Origin of the sequence: Comamonas resistens (genome assembly GCF_030064165.1) — a bacterium.
Taxonomy (GTDB): domain Bacteria; phylum Pseudomonadota; class Gammaproteobacteria; order Burkholderiales; family Burkholderiaceae_C; genus Comamonas; species Comamonas resistens.
On sequence record NZ_CP125947.1, the window covers coordinates 862,643 to 878,526 of the forward strand.

Below are 15,884 nucleotides of genomic sequence, written 5' to 3' on the forward strand. Positions count from 1 at the left end.
CAGAGTGGGGCGCCGTGGGCGACCCACTCTTTTTGATTTTTAGGAGCCTCCACCATGATGGTGCTTTATTCGGGAACGACCTGCCCCTTCTCACACCGCTGCCGCTTTGTGCTGTTTGAAAAAGGCATGGATTTCGAAATCCGCGATGTGGACTTGTTCAGCAAGCCCGAAGAAATCAGCGTGATGAATCCCTATGGCCAGGTGCCTATCCTGGTGGAACGCGACCTGATCTTGTACGAGTCGAACATCATCAACGAGTACATCGACGAGCGCTTCCCCCATCCCCAGCTGATGCCCGGTGATCCCGTGGACCGTGCCCGTGTGCGCCTGTTCCTGCTGAACTTCGAAAAGGAGCTGTTCGTGCACGTGAACACTCTGGAAGAGCGCAACGTCAAGGGCAACGAGAAGGCACTGGAAAAGGCTCGTGCTCATATTCGCGACCGTCTGACCCAGATGGCTCCCATCTTCTTGAAGAACAAGTACATCATGGGCGAGAACTTCTCCATGTTGGACGTGGCCATCGCTCCCCTGCTGTGGCGCCTGGACTACTACGGCATCGAGCTGTCCAAGAACGCAGCTCCTTTGCTCAAGTATGCCGAGCGCATCTTCTCGCGCCCCGCCTATATTGAAGCGCTGACGCCTTCTGAAAAGGTCATGCGCAAGTAATTGCACATGAGCATGGAGCGGGCACGCTGAAGGAGGTTTCCTTCATCTGCCCGCTTTTTTGTCTTTGCAAATGTCCGGAATTGATTGGTCAGGAAACGACATGACAGCCCCTGAAGCGACATCGACCCGCCCCTATCTGCTGCGTGCCCTGATGGAGTGGTGCACCGACAATGGGTTCACTCCTCACATCGCAGTGCGTGTGGATCGCAATACCCAGGTTCCGATGGAATTTGTGCGCGATGGACAGATCGTGCTCAACATCAGCTATGACGCCACCAGCGGCCTGCTCATCGGTAACGACTATGTGCAGTTCACGGCCCGCTTTGGCGGCAAGCCTCGCGAGATCATGGTGCCCGTGGTCAACGTCATGGCCATTTATGCGCGCGAGACCGGACAAGGCATGGCTTTCCCGCCGGAGGACGAAGAGCTGGATGAAGCTGCTGAAGTCGAATCCGAAGAGCTGGAGGCCGCGCTGGATGAGGAACACGCTGCTGAAGACCGTGTGGTGCAGCTGGTCACAGCGAAGGCCGAGGACGATGACCCAGATGACGATCAGCCCCGTACGCCACCTCCCGCCGGTGGCCGCCCTGCGCTGAAGCGGGTCAAGTAAGGCAGCAGGCAAGGCAGGCGGGAATTTGCAAATAAATTGCCGCTTCCAATTTTGAGAGCAAATTTCTCAGTTAGAATTTGGGCTTCGCCGGTTTAGCTCAGTTGGTAGAGCACCCGCCTTGTAAGCGGTAGGTCGTCAGTTCGAATCCGACAACCGGCACCAAACAAATAGGTCTCTTCGGAGGCCTTTTTTGTTTTCTGGCCTCGGCTGGCTTCAGCCCTGAACCTTGATGCGGATGCTGGCTACGTTCCAGCCCTTGCTGCGCAAATGGGCGGCCATGGCCGGCAGCAACTGGCGCACCTTGGCCGCTGCGGCATTGTTCTTGACCAGCAGGCACCAGCAATCACCCTCGATAGGGCCAGCCTGAAGACTGGCACGCAGCATGGGTGGAATCAGGGGCTGCACGGCCTTGAGTCGCCTGCTGGAGTCCTGAGTCAGCGCCGCCAGCTTGGCCAAGGTGGGTGAAGACTCCACGGCAGTGATGGCTGTGACGGCGTGATGGCGGCGAACAATGGTCATGGCGGCGGCAGACTGATGGGCAGAAGGCAGCTTATCCCAGAGCGGATGGCCTGCAGGCCTGCAGGGCAAGGGCGAATGCCCTGTCCAGGCGCAAAAACAGCGAAAAACCTAGGGTGGCTTGCGCGGTTAGAATCATTTTTTGGTCCGTGTTTCAGTTTTTGGCAGTTCAGGCCGGCTTTAATGGTTAAAGCAGGCTCTTGATTGCCGCTGGGACGGCCCCATTTGAATACCAACAATCAAGGGATTCTGGGCATCGTGCTCTACGTCTGTGACGCATGAGAGCAGGGTGTCTTTGCACGCATGGCCACCAATTTCCTCACCAAACTGTTCGGCAGCCGCAATGACCGGTTGCTCAAGCAATACCGCAAGACAGTCGCTCGCATCAATGCGATGGAGCCTGAGTACGAAAAGCTCAGCGATGAGGCATTACGCGCCAAGACACAGGAATTCAAGGATCGCGTCGCCAAGGGCGAATCGCTGAACGCCTTGCTGCCCGAAGCTTTTGCCGTGGTGCGCGAGGGCTCCAAACGCGTCATGAAGATGCGCCATTTCGATGTGCAGCTGGTCGGCGCCATGGCCTTGCACGAAGGCAAGATTGCCGAAATGCGCACCGGCGAAGGCAAGACGCTGACTGCAACTTTGCCGGTTTACCTGAATGCCCTGTCCGGCGACGGCGTGCATGTGGTGACCGTCAACGACTATCTGGCCAGGCGCGATGCGATGACCATGTCGCGCTTGTACAACTTCCTGGGCCTGACAGTAGGCATCAACCTGCCCAACCTCTCGCGTGAGGAGAAGCAGGCAGCGTATAACTCCGACATCACCTACGGTACGAATAACGAGTACGGCTTCGACTACCTGCGTGACAACATGGTCTACGAGCCCGTGGATCGCGTGCAGCGCGTGCTGAACTACGCCATCGTCGACGAGGTGGACTCGATCCTGATCGACGAGGCGCGTACCCCACTGATCATCTCAGGCCCTGCCGAAGATCACACGGCCATGTATGTGGCCATGAACCAGATCGTTCCGAGTCTGGTGCGCCAGGAAGGCGAGGCCGATCCCCGCACGGGCGAAGGCGTGACCAAGCCCGGCGACTTCACGGTCGACGAAAAGTCTCATCAGGTTTATCTGACCGATCAGGGCTATGAGGCGGCCGAGCGTCTGCTGGCGCATGCCGGTCTGATTGCCGAAGGCTCGTCGCTGTACGACCCATCGAACATTTCGCTGGTGCACCATCTGTACGCAGCGCTGCGTGCCAACCAACTGTATTTCCGCGACCAGCACTATGTGGTGCAGGATGGCGAAATTGTGATCGTGGACGAGTTCACGGGCCGCCTGATGGCAGGCCGCCGCTGGAGCGATGGTCTGCACCAGGCCGTGGAAGCCAAGGAAGGCGTGACCATTCAGGCCGAGAACCAGACCATGGCCTCGATCACCTTCCAGAACTATTTCCGCCTGTACCGCAAGCTGTCGGGCATGACGGGTACGGCCGATACCGAAGCCTACGAGTTCCAGGAAATCTACGGTCTGGAAACCGTGGTCGTACCGCCCAACAAGCCCAGCAAGCGCCAGGACCAGCTCGATCGCGTCTACAAGACTACCAAGGAAAAGTACGACGCTGCGATCAAGGACATCCGCGAATGCTACGAGCGCGGCCAGCCCGTGCTGGTGGGAACAACCTCGATCGAGAACTCCGAAATTATCGACCAGCTGCTGACGCGCGAAGCTCTGCCGCACCAGGTGCTCAATGCCAAGCAGCACGACCGCGAAGCCGACATCATCGCCCAGGCCGGTAGCGAAGGCATGATCACCATCGCCACCAATATGGCTGGCCGTGGTACCGACATCGTGCTGGGCGGCAATATCGACAAGGAGATCTCTGCCATCGAGGCAGACGAGGCCTTGAGCTCCGAGCAGCGTCAGCAGAAGATCGAGCAGCTGCGTGCCGACTGGCGTGTGGAGCATGACAAGATCGTGGCCCTGGGCGGCTTGCGCATCATTGCGACAGAGCGCCATGAGTCGCGCCGTATCGACAACCAGCTGCGTGGCCGTTCGGGCCGTCAGGGCGACCCCGGTTCCTCGCGCTTCTATCTGAGCCTGGACGACCAGCTGATGCGCATCTTCGCGGGTGACCGCGTCAAGGCCATCATGGATCGCCTGAAGATGCCCGAAGGCGAAGCCATCGAGGCCGGCATCGTGACGCGATCCATCGAGTCGGCCCAGCGCAAGGTGGAAGCACGCAACTTCGATATGCGCAAGCAGCTGCTGGAGTATGACGACGTGGCCAATGACCAGCGCAAGGTCATCTACCAGCAGCGCAACGATATTCTGGATTCCAGCGATCTGGCCGGCATGCTGGCTGCCATGCGTGATGACGTGATCACGGGCGTGGTGCACCAGTACGTGCCTCCCGAGTCCATGGAGGAACAGTGGGATATTCCGGGCCTGGAAAAAGCCTTGTCCAGCGAATGGCAGGTCGAGCTGCCGCTGCAGCAGGAAGTGGCTGCCTCGGAGTCCATCACCGACGAAGACATTCTGGAGATGGTGCTCAAGGCCGCGAACGATATGTTCGATGCCAAGGTGGCTCTGATCGGTCAGGAGAACTTCACCCAGTTCCAGCGTGCCGTGCTGCTGCAAAGCTTCGACACCAACTGGCGTGACCATTTGGCCGCGCTGGACTATCTGCGCCAGGGCATTCACCTGCGCGGCTATGCCCAGAAGCAGCCCAAGCAGGAATACAAGCGCGAAGCCTTCGAGCTGTTCCGCCAGCTGATCGACCAGGTCAAGTCCGAGGTCACCCGTGTGTTGATGACGGTGCAGGTGCGTTCGCGTGAAGAGATGGATGAAGCTGCCGTCGCCATGAACGAGCGCGGCGCGCAAAGCCTGGAGCATATGAGCTATGCCTCGCCTTCGGAGACGGAGGCCATGAGCATAGAAGACGATGTGACGCTGGCCGAGCCTCTGGCCCTGCCGGAGGGCGTGCATGTGGGTCGCAACGATCCTTGCCCCTGCGGCAGCGGCAAGAAGTTCAAGCTCTGCCACGGGAAATTGTCGTGACCCTCTGAGCGGCTTTGCCGCTTCCCCCTGGAAGGGGGACGACGCCCTCGCCGCGAGGCGGCTCTTGCTTGGCGTCTCTGACTTGGGTCAGCGATTTGGCGGAGCGCAAACACAACACGGGCTGAGGCCCGTGTTTGCGTTTGTGCAGTGGCTTTTTACTCGGGCAATCTCAACAAAGCCCGGCAAGGCTTGGATTGTTCCGATAATGGAGCGCGTTTTCTCAATCACAAGGACTTTTGCAATGCCCGTGAATCTCTCCGCTCCTGTTGCTGCTGATCTGCTGGCGATCAACGGCGTTCGCATCGGCATCGCCGAAGCTGGTGTGCGCAAGGCCAATCGCAAGGACCTGACCGTGTTCCTGCTCGATGAAGGTGTGTCGGTTGCGGGTGTGTTCACGCAGAACCGTTTTTGCGCTGCGCCGGTGCAGATTTGCCGCGAGCATCTGGCGGCGGGCAGCGGCATCCGCGCCATGGTCATCAACACCGGCAATGCCAATGCCGGCACTGGCGCTGCGGGTCTGGCCAATGCACGTGCCACCTGCGCTGCGCTGGCCAAGGAGCTGGAGCTGAATGCGGGCCAGATCCTGCCTTTTTCCACCGGCGTGATCATGGAAGAGCTGCCCGTGGATCGCATCGTGGCCGGCTTGCCCAAGGCCATCGCTGCTGCCAAGGCCGATAACTGGGCTACAGCTGCCGAAGGCATCATGACCACCGACACTCTGCCCAAGGCTTTCAGCCGCAGCGTGAGCATCGGTGGCAAGACGGTTGCCATCACCGGCATCAGCAAGGGCGCGGGCATGATTCGCCCCAATATGGCGACCATGCTGGGTTTTCTGGCCACCGATGCGGCGATTGCTCCCGAGCTGCTGCAACCCCTGGTCAAGGAGCTGGCCGACGGCTCCTTCAATCGTGTGACGATTGACGGCGACACATCGACCAATGACTCCTTTGTGCTGATCGCCACCCACAAGGCGGGCAATGCACAGATCACGACGCTCTCCAGCGCCGAAGGCGAGCAGCTCAAGGCTGCGCTGCTGGAAGTGGCGCAAAAACTAGCTCAAGCCATTGTGCGCGATGGCGAAGGAGCTACCAAATTCATCAGTGTCAAGGTCGAAGGAGGCAAGAGCGAGGAAGAGTGCCGTCTGGTTGCTTATTCCATCGCTCACTCGCCCCTGGTCAAGACAGCTTTCTTTGCCTCCGACCCCAACCTGGGTCGTATCCTGGCGGCGGTGGGCTATGCTGGCATTGCCGATCTGGATCAGACCCAAATCGATCTGTATCTGGATGACGTGCATGTGGTGATCGACGGTGGCCGCAACCCTTCCTACAAGGAAGAAGATGGCCAGCGCGTGATGAAGCAGCAGGAAATCTCGGTGCGTGTGCTGCTGGGCCGTGGCAATGCAGCGCAGACCGTGTGGACCTGTGATCTGAGTCACGAGTATGTGACGATCAACGCTGATTATCGTTCCTAGTCACCCCCTGAGCGGCTTTGCCGCTTCCCCCTCTCTGGCGCTTTGCGCCGGAGGGGGACGATACCTTCGCTGCGCGGCGGCGCTTGCTCGGTATCTCTGGCTTGGCTTGCGCCAGTTTTATGCCTCGCAGGCCATGATTTGCGCTTCAAATTGAGAAGCTGCTAACGCTTGCTTGTATTGGATCTCAGTCATATTTGTTGCTGAAACCAATCAATACCAAGCGCAGGCAGCTATAAAAACAGATGGAGATACTGCCGTGCAAGATGTGATGAACCCTTTGGAGCGCTTGGTCGAGCGTGCCGAGCAATTGATGCAGCGCATCGAATCCGTGCTGCCTCAGCCCCTGCAAGCGCCTGCCGACTGGAATGACGCCATTGCCTGGCGCTACCGCAAGCGCTCCAATGGCTGCGGTGTGCTGGAGCCGGTGCGCCATGTGGGTGCCATGCAGCTTTCCGATCTGCAGAACATCGATGTGCAAAAGGAAAAGATTGCACGCAACACCGAGCAGTTTGTCAGCGGTCGCACGGCCAACAACGTGCTGCTCACGGGCGCGCGCGGTACGGGCAAGTCTTCGCTGATCCGCGCCTGCCTGCACAGCTATGCACCCCAGGGCCTGCGTCTGATCGAAGTGGACAAGGTCGATCTGACCGATCTGCCCGATATCGTTGACGTGGTGGCGGGCCGGAGCGAGAAGTTCATCATCTATTGCGACGACCTGAGCTTCGAAGAAGGCGAGCCCGGCTACAAGGCCATGAAGTCCATGCTGGACGGCTCCGTCTCGGCTGCCACGCCGAACGTCCTGGTCTACGCGACCAGCAACCGCCGTCATCTGCTGCCCGAGTACATGACGGACAACCTGACCCAATCCAAGGGCGAGAACGGTGAGATCCATCCCGGCGAGGTGGTGGAGGAGAAGATTTCCCTGTCCGAGCGCTTTGGCTTGTGGGTGAGCTTCTATCCTTTCAGTCAGGACGAGTACCTGCGCGTTGTGGCGCAGTGGCTGTCGGCTCTGGGCATGGACGAGGCCACGATCGAGGCAGCAAGGCCCGAGGCTCTGGTCTGGGCGCTGGAGCGTGGCTCGCGCAGCGGCCGCGTGGCCCACCAGTTTGCACGCGACTATGCGGGCCGTGCAGAGCGCCCCGCGTCCGGCATTGCACGCATTGCCGATGTGCATGGCTTGGCCGAAGAGGCGGATCTGGAATAGAGCTCTGCACCACGCCTTGCCACCTTATTGATGAGAAAGACTGAAAGTGACTGCTGAAAACATGGCCAAGCCTGTGCGCAAACATACCGAAGTGGCGGTGGGCGTGCTGCTGCGCGAATCCGATGGAGCGCTGCTGATTACCAGCCGTCCTGCGGGCAAGCCCTATGCGGGCTACTGGGAGTTTCCTGGCGGCAAGCTGGAAGAGGGCGAGACCGTGGAGCAGGCGCTGCGCCGTGAGCTGATCGAAGAGCTGGGCGTGACCATAGGCGCGGCCATTGCCTGGAAGATCACCGAGCATGACTATCCGCATGCGCTGGTGCGTTTGCACTGGTGCAAGGTAACCGAGTGGACAGGGAATTTCGAGATGCGCGAGGGCCAGAAAATGGCCTGGCAACAGCTGCCGCTGGATGTGCATCCGGTGCTGCCCGGTTCCTACCCTGTGCTGCAGTGGCTCAGCGAAGAGCGGGGGCTGAGCTTTGATGCCCGGTACTACGAGGAGCATCAGCCAGCCTGAGCTTCGGCTAGAGACTTGCAAAAGAAGAGCGCCTTGCGCTTGCCAGATAGTGACTTCAGTGATGAATCGGCTGAAGTTGCATGACTGGCAAGCGCAAGGCGCTCCATTTTGGTGAATGCCCGAATCAGGGCTCGGTTTTGGGGTCACCGAAAGGTGCGTCCTCTGGCGGTGTCTGCGCAGGAACGCGGAACTCTTCATTGGCCCAGGCGCCCAAGTCGATATTGCGGCAGCGTTCGCTGCAGAAGGGGCGGAATTTGTTGCTCGGCGCAAAAACGCTGGGGCCGCCACAGGTGGGGCATGTCACCATGGTTGGCGATGGCTTGTCAGTACTCATGGCGTAGATGTATCACAGGCGGAAAATGCGCGCGCAGTGCGGAGTTTGATGCGGGTGCGGATCAGGCAAAGATCAGGCGCACAGGGTGAGTTCGAACGAGGCGTCCTCGGTGCAGGGCTGAGGCTTGCTGCCGCTTTCCATCTTGAGTAGTCGCACGGACACCAGCAGGCGGTTGCCACTGATCTCGGGCACCAGATTCAGGTGCGGCGCTATGCGCAGGCGCAGCAACTGAAAGCTGCGCCCCGCTGGCATGGCCTGCTGAAAAATGCCCTGCTCGGCCGCCACGCGCTGGGGAACCCCTGTCTCGCGCAGCAATTGCAGGATCAGCTCCAGCGACTGGCCCAGCGGCATCAGCTCTGCGGCCCAGTCTTCCAGATCGCGCTGGCGATAGCGCGGGTCCATATTGAGCCAGGCATGGTAGGCCGGCAGGTCAAAGCTGCAGGTGCCGCCAGGAATGCCCAGGCGGCTGCGAATGGACATCAGCCATTCGTTTTCCGTCAGTGCCTGGCCGGTGCGGCCGGTCTGCTCGTTGATGATCTTGAAGCAGTGCTCGACCTGCCGCGCCACCTGGTGCAGCATGTGCTGGGAGATATCGGGGTTGTCGCGCAGCACTTCCAGCAGGGTTTTCTGGCGCTCCAGATCCTTGAGCACATCGGCCCTGAGGTCGCTGCGTGACGCCACCTCCATGATCTCGAAGATGGTGGTCAGCGTGAAGTGGTGATCGACCGCGTGCGCGCGCGTCAGCAGTTCGCTCAGACGGCGATACAACTGCTCCAGACGCAGATAGGTTCTAAGACGCTCGTTAAATGGATATTCGTACAGGATCACGCTTGCTGGGCTCCTTGGTGCACACAGGAACAGCGGTTAACGTGCACATGCGGCGATCACACGCACAGGCCAAGCCATGCGCGCATCATAGCCCGAACCATGCAGCGATTTGGTCTGTAAATGCGTCGAGAGCTTCGATCGTGACGCCCTCATCGTTGTAGAGCACCCAGTCGGCCGCGGCCAGGCGCTGCGCGCGGCTGGCCTGGGCATGCATGATGGACCGTACGGCATCGACGCTCAGGCCATTGCGGGCCATGACACGTTCCACCTGGGTGCTCTCGCGGCAATCGACGACGAGTACACCATCGAGGTCCTGGCGCCAGCGGCCGGACTCGACCAGCAGGGGAATGTCATGCACCACCAGCTTGCAGCCGGTCGCCACGGCTGCCGCATATTGCTGCCGGGTTTGTTCGGCGATCAGAGGGTGGAGGATGCTCTCGAGTTGCTGGCGAGTCTGGGTATTGGCAAACACCAGCTCGCGCATGCGGGGGCGGTTGAGAGCGCCATCCCCGGCAATCAAATCGTTACCAAAAACCTGTGCGATGACGGGCAGTGCGGCACCGCCTGCCGCTGTAAGGCTACGGGAAATGGCATCGGCATCGATCAACGCGGCGCCGCGCTGGGCCAGGCGCATGCCCACGGTGCTTTTGCCGCTGCCAATGCCGCCGGTCAGGCCGAGGCGAAAGGGCTGGGCTGATGTCGCTGCTGCCATTTGCATGCTTATGGGTAGCTGCTCAGAGTCCGGCTAAGCTCAACACGGCCTGAGGGCCCCAGATCAGGCTGACAAAGCCGCCACCTGCCAGAAATGGGCCAAAGGGGACATAGCCACCTTCGCGCAGCTTGCTGTTGATCTTGAGCGCAATGCCAATAACGGCACCTACCACCGAAGCCATCAGAATGATGGGAATCAGTGCCTGCCAGCCAAACCATGCGCCCAAGGCAGCAAACAGCTTGAAGTCACCATAACCCATGCCTTCTTTGCCAGTGGCAAGTTTGAAAGCCCAGAAAATCAGCCACAGCGACATATATCCTGCCACAGCGCCCCAAAGCGACTGCGCCAATGGCACTGCAGTCCATTGCAGAGCCGAGGCGATCAGTCCGGCCCAGAGCAAGGGCAGGGTGATGGAATCCGGTAAAAAGGTGGTGTCCCAGTCAATCAGAGCCAGTGCCAGCAGCGCCGCGCTGAAGCCGCACCAGGCAAAGCCCGTGGGGGTCAGGCCATCACGGCTCAGGCAAAAGGCGAAAAGTGCTGCGCATGCCAGTTCCACCACGGGGTAGCGCAGGCTGATCGGCTTCTTGCATTTTGCGCAGCGCCCGCGCAGAAACAGGTAGCTGAACACGGGGATGTTCTCGTACCAGGCAATCTGGTGACCGCAGTGGGGGCAGCGTGAGCGAGGTGTGCTGAGTGTGATGGGATCTGCTGCGGGAGGCAGCTGGATTTTTGCGCCTTTTTCCTTTTGTTCCTCGGCCCATTGCGCGCCTTCGGCATTCCATTCCTGCTCCATCATGCGGGGCAGGCGATGGATGACAACATTGAGGAAGCTGCCAATCAGCAGACCCAGCACGCCACCCATGGCGGCGTTTGTTGCGACTTCGGAAATCATCAGACGACTTGGCCCAGTTTGAAGATGGGCAGATACATGGACACGACAATGCCGCCGATCAGCGTACCCAGGAAAACGATGATGATGGGCTCCATCAGGCTGGAAAGGCCGGCTACCATATCGTCCACTTCTTCTTCAAAGAAGTCGGCAGCCTTGCCCAGCATGTGGTCGATGGAGCCGGATTCTTCGCCGATGGCGCACATCTGGATCACCATGGAGGGGAAGATGTTGGCATTGACCATGGCCACGGTCAGGCTGGTGCCCGTGGAAACCTCCTGTTGGATCTTCTCCGTGGCATTCCGGTAGATGTAATTGCCCGAAGCTCCGCCGACGGAGTCCAAGGCTTCGACCAGTGGCACACCGGCTGCAAACATGGTGGACAAGGTGCGCGTCCAGCGCGCTACACAGGACTTCTCGATCAGTACGCCGAAGACGGGCACCTTGAGCATGGTGCGGTCCATGAACTGCTGTACGCGTTCATTGCGTTTCCAGGCCTGCATGAAGAAGTAGATGCCGCCACCCAGAATGCCGAAGATCAGCCACCAGTACTGCACAAAATAGTCACTGATGCCCATGACGATCAAGGTGGGGGCGGGAAGATCGGCACCAAAGGAGGTAAAGACCTCCTTGAAGGCCGGAATCACGAAAATCATGATGATGGTCACCACGATGAAAGCCACGACGACCACCGAAGTGGGGTACATCAATGCCGATTTGATCTTGGACTTGATGTTCTCCGTCTTTTCCATATAGGTGGCCAGGCGATCCAGCAGAGACTCCAGGATACCGGCGGCTTCACCCGCTTCCACGAGGTTGCAGTAAAGGCTGTTGAAGTACAGAGGGAACTTGCGGAAAGCCGAACTCAGGGACGTGCCGGTTTCCACATCCGAGCGGATGTCATTGAGCAGCTTGGTGACGCTGGGATTGTTGTTGCCACGGCCCACGATGTCGAAGGCCTGCAGCAGCGGCACACCAGCTTTCATCATGGTGGCCAGTTGGCGCGTGAACAGGGCAATGTCCTTGGGCTTGATCTTCTTGCCGCTGCGGGTCTTGCGCTTTTTGATCTTGGAGGGCGTGACGCCCTGGCGGCGCAGCATGGCCTGGATCTGGTTTTCACCACCAGCCCTGGTTTCTCCGCGCACGATCTTGCCGTGCCTGTCCTTGCCTTCCCACTCGAAGACGAACTCCTTGATACCGCTGGACGCTGCAGTCGCCATGGCATTCCCTCGCTGATCTTATGTTTTTACTCGTTGGTGACGGCCAGCACTTCTTCGAGTGATGTCAGGCCTAATTTCACTTTGTGCAGACCGGATTCGCGCAGAGAGCGTACACCTTCGGCCTTGGCTTGTGCGGCGATTTCTAGCGCACTGCCGTCGCGCAAAATGATGCGCTGAATTTCCTCGCTGATGGGCATGACCTGATAGATACCAACACGTCCCTTGTAGCCATTGTTGCAGGCGGCGCAACCTACGGGCTTGTAACTCACCCAGCTGCCATCCACTTCGTCCTCGCTATAGCCGGCATCGATCAAGGCTTCATGCGGTATATCGGCCGGCTGCTTGCACTGCGAGCACAAACGTCTCGCCAGCCGCTGGGCCGTGATCAGAATCACGCTGGATGCAATATTGAAGGGCGCAATGCCCATATTGCGCATGCGCGTGAGCGTTGTCGGGGCGTCGTTGGTGTGCAGCGTTGACAGCACCAGGTGGCCGGTCTGCGCAGCCTTGATGGAAATGTCGGCGGTTTCCAGATCCCGAATTTCACCCACCATGATGATGTCCGGATCCTGACGCAGAAAGGACTTGAGAGCCGCCGCAAAGGTCAGACCGGCCTTTTCGTTCACATTGACCTGGTTGACCCCCGGCATATTGATTTCGGAAGGGTCTTCTGCGGTCGCAATGTTCACACCGGGCTGATTGAGCAGGTTCAGGCAGGTATAGAGCGACACGGTCTTGCCGGAACCTGTGGGGCCTGTGACCAGAATCATGCCGTAAGGGCGCTTGATAGCCGACAGCAGGCGTTCCTTTTCCTCGGGCTCATAGCCCAGGGCATCAATGCCCATCTTGGCGGAGCTGGGATCCAGAATACGGATCACGATCTTCTCGCCAAACAAGGTGGGCAAAGTGCTGACGCGAAAGTCGATGACCCGATCCGGGCCAACCTTGAGCTTCATGCGGCCGTCCTGGGGCACACGCTTTTCGGAAATATCGAGGCGTGAGATCACCTTGATGCGAGAAGCCAGCTTGTCCTTGATGGCGATGGGCGGGGAGGTGATTTCGCGCAACTCGCCGTCAATACGGAAGCGCACGCGATACTGGTGCTCATAGGGCTCGAAGTGCAGGTCAGATGCCCGCATGTTGAAGGCGTCAAGCAGCATCTTGTGCAGAAACTTGACGACAGGCGCATCCTCTACATCGGCTCCGATGGCGTTGTCTTTTTCCTCGGGAGCATCTTCGATCTTGACGTCATCAAAGTCGAAATCGTCGGAGCTGGGGTAGGTATCGAGGGATTCACCGACACTTTTTCCAGCTTGGTCAATGAGCTTGTGCAGCTTGTCGGCTTCAACGACTACCCAGTCCACGAACAGCTGGGTGGTGAACTTGATCTGCTCGGCCGCTTCCTGCTGCGTGGGGTCGGCGGTGGCAACCGTCAATCGGTTGCCACGCTTGCTCAGGGCCAGGACGCGATAGCTGCTGCTGATCTTGGGATCCAACAGTTCGCGCGGCAGCTGCGAGACATCCACGGCGTTCAGGTCCAGCAAAGGTGTGCTGAACATGGTGGAGATCGTCTCGGCGATTTCCAAGGCGCTGATTTCGCCGGATTGACTGAGCTCCGAAATAAACGGGGTTTTGCTGCTGGCAGCTTTTTTTGCAGCAGCTTCGGCCGCTTGCTGTGAAACCTTGCCAGCAGAGATCAGCGCACGACCCAGGCCGGGGATAGCGATGGGTGCTGGAGGGGTTTTTTGCAGCGAATCGGCAGCAGCCATGTAAGCAAGCTCTGTAGGACAAGGAAGGGTGATCCTACCATTGCTACAGGGAATTCAGATGCGCACAAGCTCCCATGACTGGCCTTGATGCAACGCCATTGCATTGGCTCAATAAAAGAGGGTAGAGGAGGAAGTGGTCGGGGTGAGAGGATTCGAACCTCCGGCCTCTACGTCCCGAACGTAGCGCTCTACCAGGCTAAGCTACACCCCGCAAACTTTTATCGCTGAGCACCTTTGCGCACCTGTAGCTTCAGGTGCGGCGCTCCAAAAGTTGAGAGGCCAATTGTAGCAAACTTGCCGTGTGTTCGTTGTCTGGCAGTGCCGCCAAGGAGTCGATGGCGCGCTGTGCCTCGTCATGTGCCGCTGCACGTGCAATGTCCAGGGCGCCTGTGCTGCGCACGATCTCGACCACTGCATCAAGCTGGTCGGTGGAGCCCTGCTCGATAGCATTGCGAACGATGGTCGCCTGCTCGGGTGTGCCGCGCTGCATGGCCGCAATCAGAGGGAGTGTACATTTGCCTTCGCGCAGGTCATCACCAAGGTTCTTGCCCATTTCCTGGGCGTTGCCGGTGTAATCCAGCACATCGTCGATGATCTGAAAGGCCGTGCCCAGTGCCTGACCGTAGGTGGCGCAGGCTTGCTCGACTTCGGGGGATGCATCTGCCAAAACGGCTGCCAGCTGAGCACTGGCTTCGAAGAGCTGTGCAGTCTTGGAACGGATGACATGCAGGTAGCCGGCTTCATCCAGCGAGGCATCATGCGTGTTGATCAGTTGCTGCACTTCGCCTTCTGCGATGACGTTGGTGGCATCGGACAGGATCTTCAGCACGCGCATACTGCCCACTTCCACCATCATCTGGAAGGAGCGGGTGTGAAGAAAGTCGCCAACCAGCACGCTGGCAGGATTGCCAAAGGTCTCGTTGGCTGTGGGGCGGCCGCGGCGCAATGTGGACTCGTCCACTACATCGTCGTGCAGTAGGGTTGCGGTATGGATCAGTTCCACCACGGCGGCAAGAATGTACTTGTGATGGCCTTTGTAGCCCAGGGCGCCGCAGATCATGAGCAGCAGGGCTGGGCGAAGACGCTTGCCGCCTGCTGCGATGATGTACTGAGAGATTTGACCAATCAAGGGAACGCTGGTTGTCAGTCGCTGAGCAATGACACGATCCACTTCACGCATGTCGTCTGCGATCAGGGCAAGCGGATTGGATGTGGAAATTTCTGTAGTCAAGGTGATGAACCGCCAAGTGGACTTGCGATTATAGAAAGATGCAGCTCTTCTCAGAGCAGCAAGTGCCGGCATGCTCCAGTGAACACTGTGGGGGAATAAAAGCGAAAAAAATCCATGCGTGCTAGAATCTACGGCTCTGTGGAAATCATTTCGCAGAACTCTCAAACTTTAGAGGTTTTCATGTACGCAGTCATAAAAACCGGCGGCAAGCAGTATCGCGTTGCAGCTGGCGAAAAGATCAAGGTAGAACAGATTGCTGCGGACGTAGGCCAGGAAATCGTGATCGACCAAGTTTTGGCCGTCGGCAACGGCGCTGAAATCAAGGTCGGTGCACCCCTGGTGTCCGGCGCATCTGTGAAGGCAACCGTGGTTGCTCATGGCAAGCACGACAAGGTGCACATCTTCAAGATGCGTCGCCGTAAGCACTATCAAAAGCGCCAAGGCCATCGTCAGCAGTTCACCGAACTGCAAATCGTGGCGATTGCTGCTTAATTTTTAGGAGCTAGACATGGCACAGAAAAAAGGCGGCGGCTCTACGCGCAACGGACGTGATTCCAAGCCAAAAATGCTGGGTGTGAAGGCCTTTGGTGGCGAGCTGGTGACAGCTGGTTCCATCATCGTGCGTCAGCGCGGCACCAAGTTCCACCCCGGTGAGAACGTTGGCGTGGGCAAGGATCACACCCTGTTTGCATTGGTTGACGGCCACGTGTCGTTCGGTGTGAAGGGCGCTCTGTCCAAGCAAACAGTCAACATCACGGCTGCATAAGTCGTATTTGACTCACACAAAGCCCCGACTTGTCGGGGCTTTGTTGTTTGAAAAGGCTCCAGGCCGCAGATTTCTGGCAGATGGGGCATGG

16 protein-coding genes and 2 tRNA genes are annotated in these 15,884 nt (G+C 58.8%); 9 read left to right on the forward strand and 9 right to left on the reverse strand.

Features of this window, described 5'->3' with window-relative positions; all coding sequences use genetic code 11:
* Nucleotides 1-54: 54 nt before the first annotated feature.
* The 3 genes from QMY55_RS03910 (at nucleotide 55) to QMY55_RS03920 (ending at nucleotide 1,438) form a co-directional block, all read left to right on the forward strand.
* A complete protein-coding gene (locus tag QMY55_RS03910) occupies nucleotides 55-666 on the forward strand; it encodes a glutathione S-transferase N-terminal domain-containing protein (RefSeq protein ID WP_283487401.1) in 612 nt (203 codons plus the stop codon).
* 100 nt (nucleotides 667-766) lie between these two features.
* Nucleotides 767-1,276 (forward strand): ClpXP protease specificity-enhancing factor, encoded by a 510-nt coding sequence (locus QMY55_RS03915; RefSeq protein WP_283487402.1) that lies wholly within the window; start codon nucleotides 767-769, stop codon nucleotides 1,274-1,276.
* 86 nt (nucleotides 1,277-1,362) lie between these two features.
* Nucleotides 1,363-1,438, forward strand: a tRNA-Thr gene (locus QMY55_RS03920).
* Between the two features lie 51 nt (nucleotides 1,439-1,489).
* On the opposite strand, the gene QMY55_RS03925 is transcribed toward QMY55_RS03920, so the two are convergent.
* Nucleotides 1,490-1,795: a hypothetical protein gene (locus tag QMY55_RS03925; protein ID WP_283487403.1), complete on the reverse strand. Its 306-nt coding sequence runs from the start codon at nucleotides 1,793-1,795 to the stop codon at nucleotides 1,490-1,492.
* Between the two features lie 300 nt (nucleotides 1,796-2,095).
* On the opposite strand from QMY55_RS03925, the gene secA reads away from it, so the two are divergent.
* From secA to QMY55_RS03945, 4 genes are all read left to right on the forward strand, one after another.
* Nucleotides 2,096-4,855 carry a preprotein translocase subunit SecA gene (gene secA, locus QMY55_RS03930; RefSeq protein ID WP_283487404.1) on the forward strand — a complete coding sequence of 920 codons (2,760 nt, stop codon included), beginning with the start codon at nucleotides 2,096-2,098 and terminating at the stop codon, nucleotides 4,853-4,855.
* 241 nt (nucleotides 4,856-5,096) lie between these two features.
* Nucleotides 5,097-6,326 carry a bifunctional glutamate N-acetyltransferase/amino-acid acetyltransferase ArgJ gene (argJ, locus tag QMY55_RS03935; RefSeq protein ID WP_283487405.1) on the forward strand — a complete coding sequence of 410 codons (1,230 nt, stop codon included), beginning with the start codon at nucleotides 5,097-5,099 and terminating at the stop codon, nucleotides 6,324-6,326.
* A 268-nt stretch (nucleotides 6,327-6,594) separates the two neighbouring features.
* Nucleotides 6,595-7,530, forward strand: a complete 936-nt coding sequence (locus QMY55_RS03940) for an ATP-binding protein (protein ID WP_283488876.1) — start codon at nucleotides 6,595-6,597, stop codon at nucleotides 7,528-7,530.
* Between the two features lie 61 nt (nucleotides 7,531-7,591).
* Complete coding sequence (locus QMY55_RS03945; RefSeq protein WP_283488877.1) at nucleotides 7,592-8,044, forward strand: NUDIX domain-containing protein; 453 nt, start codon at nucleotides 7,592-7,594, stop codon at nucleotides 8,042-8,044.
* Nucleotides 8,045-8,168: 124 nt separating this feature from the next.
* On the opposite strand, the gene QMY55_RS03950 is transcribed toward QMY55_RS03945, so the two are convergent.
* From QMY55_RS03950 to QMY55_RS03985, 8 genes are all read right to left on the reverse strand, one after another.
* On the reverse strand, nucleotides 8,169-8,378 hold the full coding sequence (locus tag QMY55_RS03950; protein ID WP_283487406.1) for a DNA gyrase inhibitor YacG: 210 nt from the start codon (nucleotides 8,376-8,378) through the stop codon (nucleotides 8,169-8,171).
* 72 nt (nucleotides 8,379-8,450) lie between these two features.
* Nucleotides 8,451-9,206 (reverse strand): cell division protein ZapD, encoded by a 756-nt coding sequence (gene zapD, locus QMY55_RS03955; RefSeq protein WP_283487407.1) that lies wholly within the window; start codon nucleotides 9,204-9,206, stop codon nucleotides 8,451-8,453.
* Nucleotides 9,207-9,291: 85 nt separating this feature from the next.
* Nucleotides 9,292-9,918: a dephospho-CoA kinase gene (gene coaE, locus QMY55_RS03960; RefSeq protein WP_283488878.1), complete on the reverse strand. Its 627-nt coding sequence runs from the start codon at nucleotides 9,916-9,918 to the stop codon at nucleotides 9,292-9,294.
* Nucleotides 9,919-9,940: 22 nt separating this feature from the next.
* Nucleotides 9,941-10,810, reverse strand: a complete 870-nt coding sequence (locus tag QMY55_RS03965; RefSeq protein WP_283487408.1) for a prepilin peptidase — start codon at nucleotides 10,808-10,810, stop codon at nucleotides 9,941-9,943.
* Complete coding sequence (locus QMY55_RS03970) at nucleotides 10,810-12,027, reverse strand: type II secretion system F family protein (protein ID WP_283487409.1); 1,218 nt, start codon at nucleotides 12,025-12,027, stop codon at nucleotides 10,810-10,812. The genes QMY55_RS03965 and QMY55_RS03970 overlap by 1 nt, the downstream gene beginning before the upstream one ends.
* Before the next feature lie 26 nt (nucleotides 12,028-12,053).
* Nucleotides 12,054-13,796 (reverse strand): type IV-A pilus assembly ATPase PilB, encoded by a 1,743-nt coding sequence (gene pilB / locus QMY55_RS03975; RefSeq protein ID WP_283487410.1) that lies wholly within the window; start codon nucleotides 13,794-13,796, stop codon nucleotides 12,054-12,056.
* A 134-nt stretch (nucleotides 13,797-13,930) separates the two neighbouring features.
* Nucleotides 13,931-14,007 (reverse strand) — tRNA-Pro (locus QMY55_RS03980).
* A 39-nt stretch (nucleotides 14,008-14,046) separates the two neighbouring features.
* Nucleotides 14,047-14,976 (reverse strand): polyprenyl synthetase family protein, encoded by a 930-nt coding sequence (locus QMY55_RS03985; protein WP_283487411.1) that lies wholly within the window; start codon nucleotides 14,974-14,976, stop codon nucleotides 14,047-14,049.
* Nucleotides 14,977-15,207: 231 nt separating this feature from the next.
* Between QMY55_RS03985 and rplU the strand changes: the two genes are divergently transcribed.
* Nucleotides 15,208-15,519 carry a 50S ribosomal protein L21 gene (rplU, locus tag QMY55_RS03990; protein ID WP_003058536.1) on the forward strand — a complete coding sequence of 104 codons (312 nt, stop codon included), beginning with the start codon at nucleotides 15,208-15,210 and terminating at the stop codon, nucleotides 15,517-15,519.
* A gap of 16 nt (nucleotides 15,520-15,535) precedes the next feature.
* The gene (gene rpmA / locus QMY55_RS03995; RefSeq protein WP_003058534.1) at nucleotides 15,536-15,793 is read left to right on the forward strand and encodes a 50S ribosomal protein L27; all 258 of its coding nucleotides are present in this window, start codon (nucleotides 15,536-15,538) and stop codon (nucleotides 15,791-15,793) included.
* Nucleotides 15,794-15,884: the final 91 nt, after the last annotated feature.

Excerpts from the sequence above, each read along its gene's own strand:
- QMY55_RS03970 (WP_283487409.1), bottom strand. The coding sequence starts at position 12,027 with ATGGCGACTGCAGCGTCCAGCGGTATCAAGGAGTTCGTCTTCGAGTGG.
- rplU (WP_003058536.1), top strand. The coding sequence starts at position 15,208 with ATGTACGCAGTCATAAAAACCGGCGGCAAGCAGTATCGCGTTGCAGCT.
- QMY55_RS03940 (WP_283488876.1), top strand. The coding sequence starts at position 6,595 with ATGAACCCTTTGGAGCGCTTGGTCGAGCGTGCCGAGCAATTGATGCAG.
- QMY55_RS03985 (WP_283487411.1), bottom strand. The coding sequence starts at position 14,976 with ATGCGTGAAGTGGATCGTGTCATTGCTCAGCGACTGACAACCAGCGTT.
- coaE (WP_283488878.1), bottom strand. The coding sequence starts at position 9,918 with ATGGCAGCAGCGACATCAGCCCAGCCCTTTCGCCTCGGCCTGACCGGC.
- secA (WP_283487404.1), top strand. The coding sequence starts at position 2,096 with ATGGCCACCAATTTCCTCACCAAACTGTTCGGCAGCCGCAATGACCGG.
- rpmA (WP_003058534.1), top strand. The coding sequence starts at position 15,536 with ATGGCACAGAAAAAAGGCGGCGGCTCTACGCGCAACGGACGTGATTCC.
- QMY55_RS03965 (WP_283487408.1), bottom strand. The coding sequence starts at position 10,810 with ATGATTTCCGAAGTCGCAACAAACGCCGCCATGGGTGGCGTGCTGGGT.
- QMY55_RS03945 (WP_283488877.1), top strand. The coding sequence starts at position 7,592 with ATGGCCAAGCCTGTGCGCAAACATACCGAAGTGGCGGTGGGCGTGCTG.
- pilB (WP_283487410.1), bottom strand. The coding sequence starts at position 13,796 with ATGGCTGCTGCCGATTCGCTGCAAAAAACCCCTCCAGCACCCATCGCT.
- QMY55_RS03910 (WP_283487401.1), top strand. The coding sequence starts at position 55 with ATGATGGTGCTTTATTCGGGAACGACCTGCCCCTTCTCACACCGCTGC.
- argJ (WP_283487405.1), top strand. The coding sequence starts at position 5,097 with ATGCCCGTGAATCTCTCCGCTCCTGTTGCTGCTGATCTGCTGGCGATC.
- QMY55_RS03915 (WP_283487402.1), top strand. The coding sequence starts at position 767 with ATGACAGCCCCTGAAGCGACATCGACCCGCCCCTATCTGCTGCGTGCC.
- QMY55_RS03950 (WP_283487406.1), bottom strand. The coding sequence starts at position 8,378 with ATGAGTACTGACAAGCCATCGCCAACCATGGTGACATGCCCCACCTGT.
- QMY55_RS03925 (WP_283487403.1), bottom strand. The coding sequence starts at position 1,795 with ATGACCATTGTTCGCCGCCATCACGCCGTCACAGCCATCACTGCCGTG.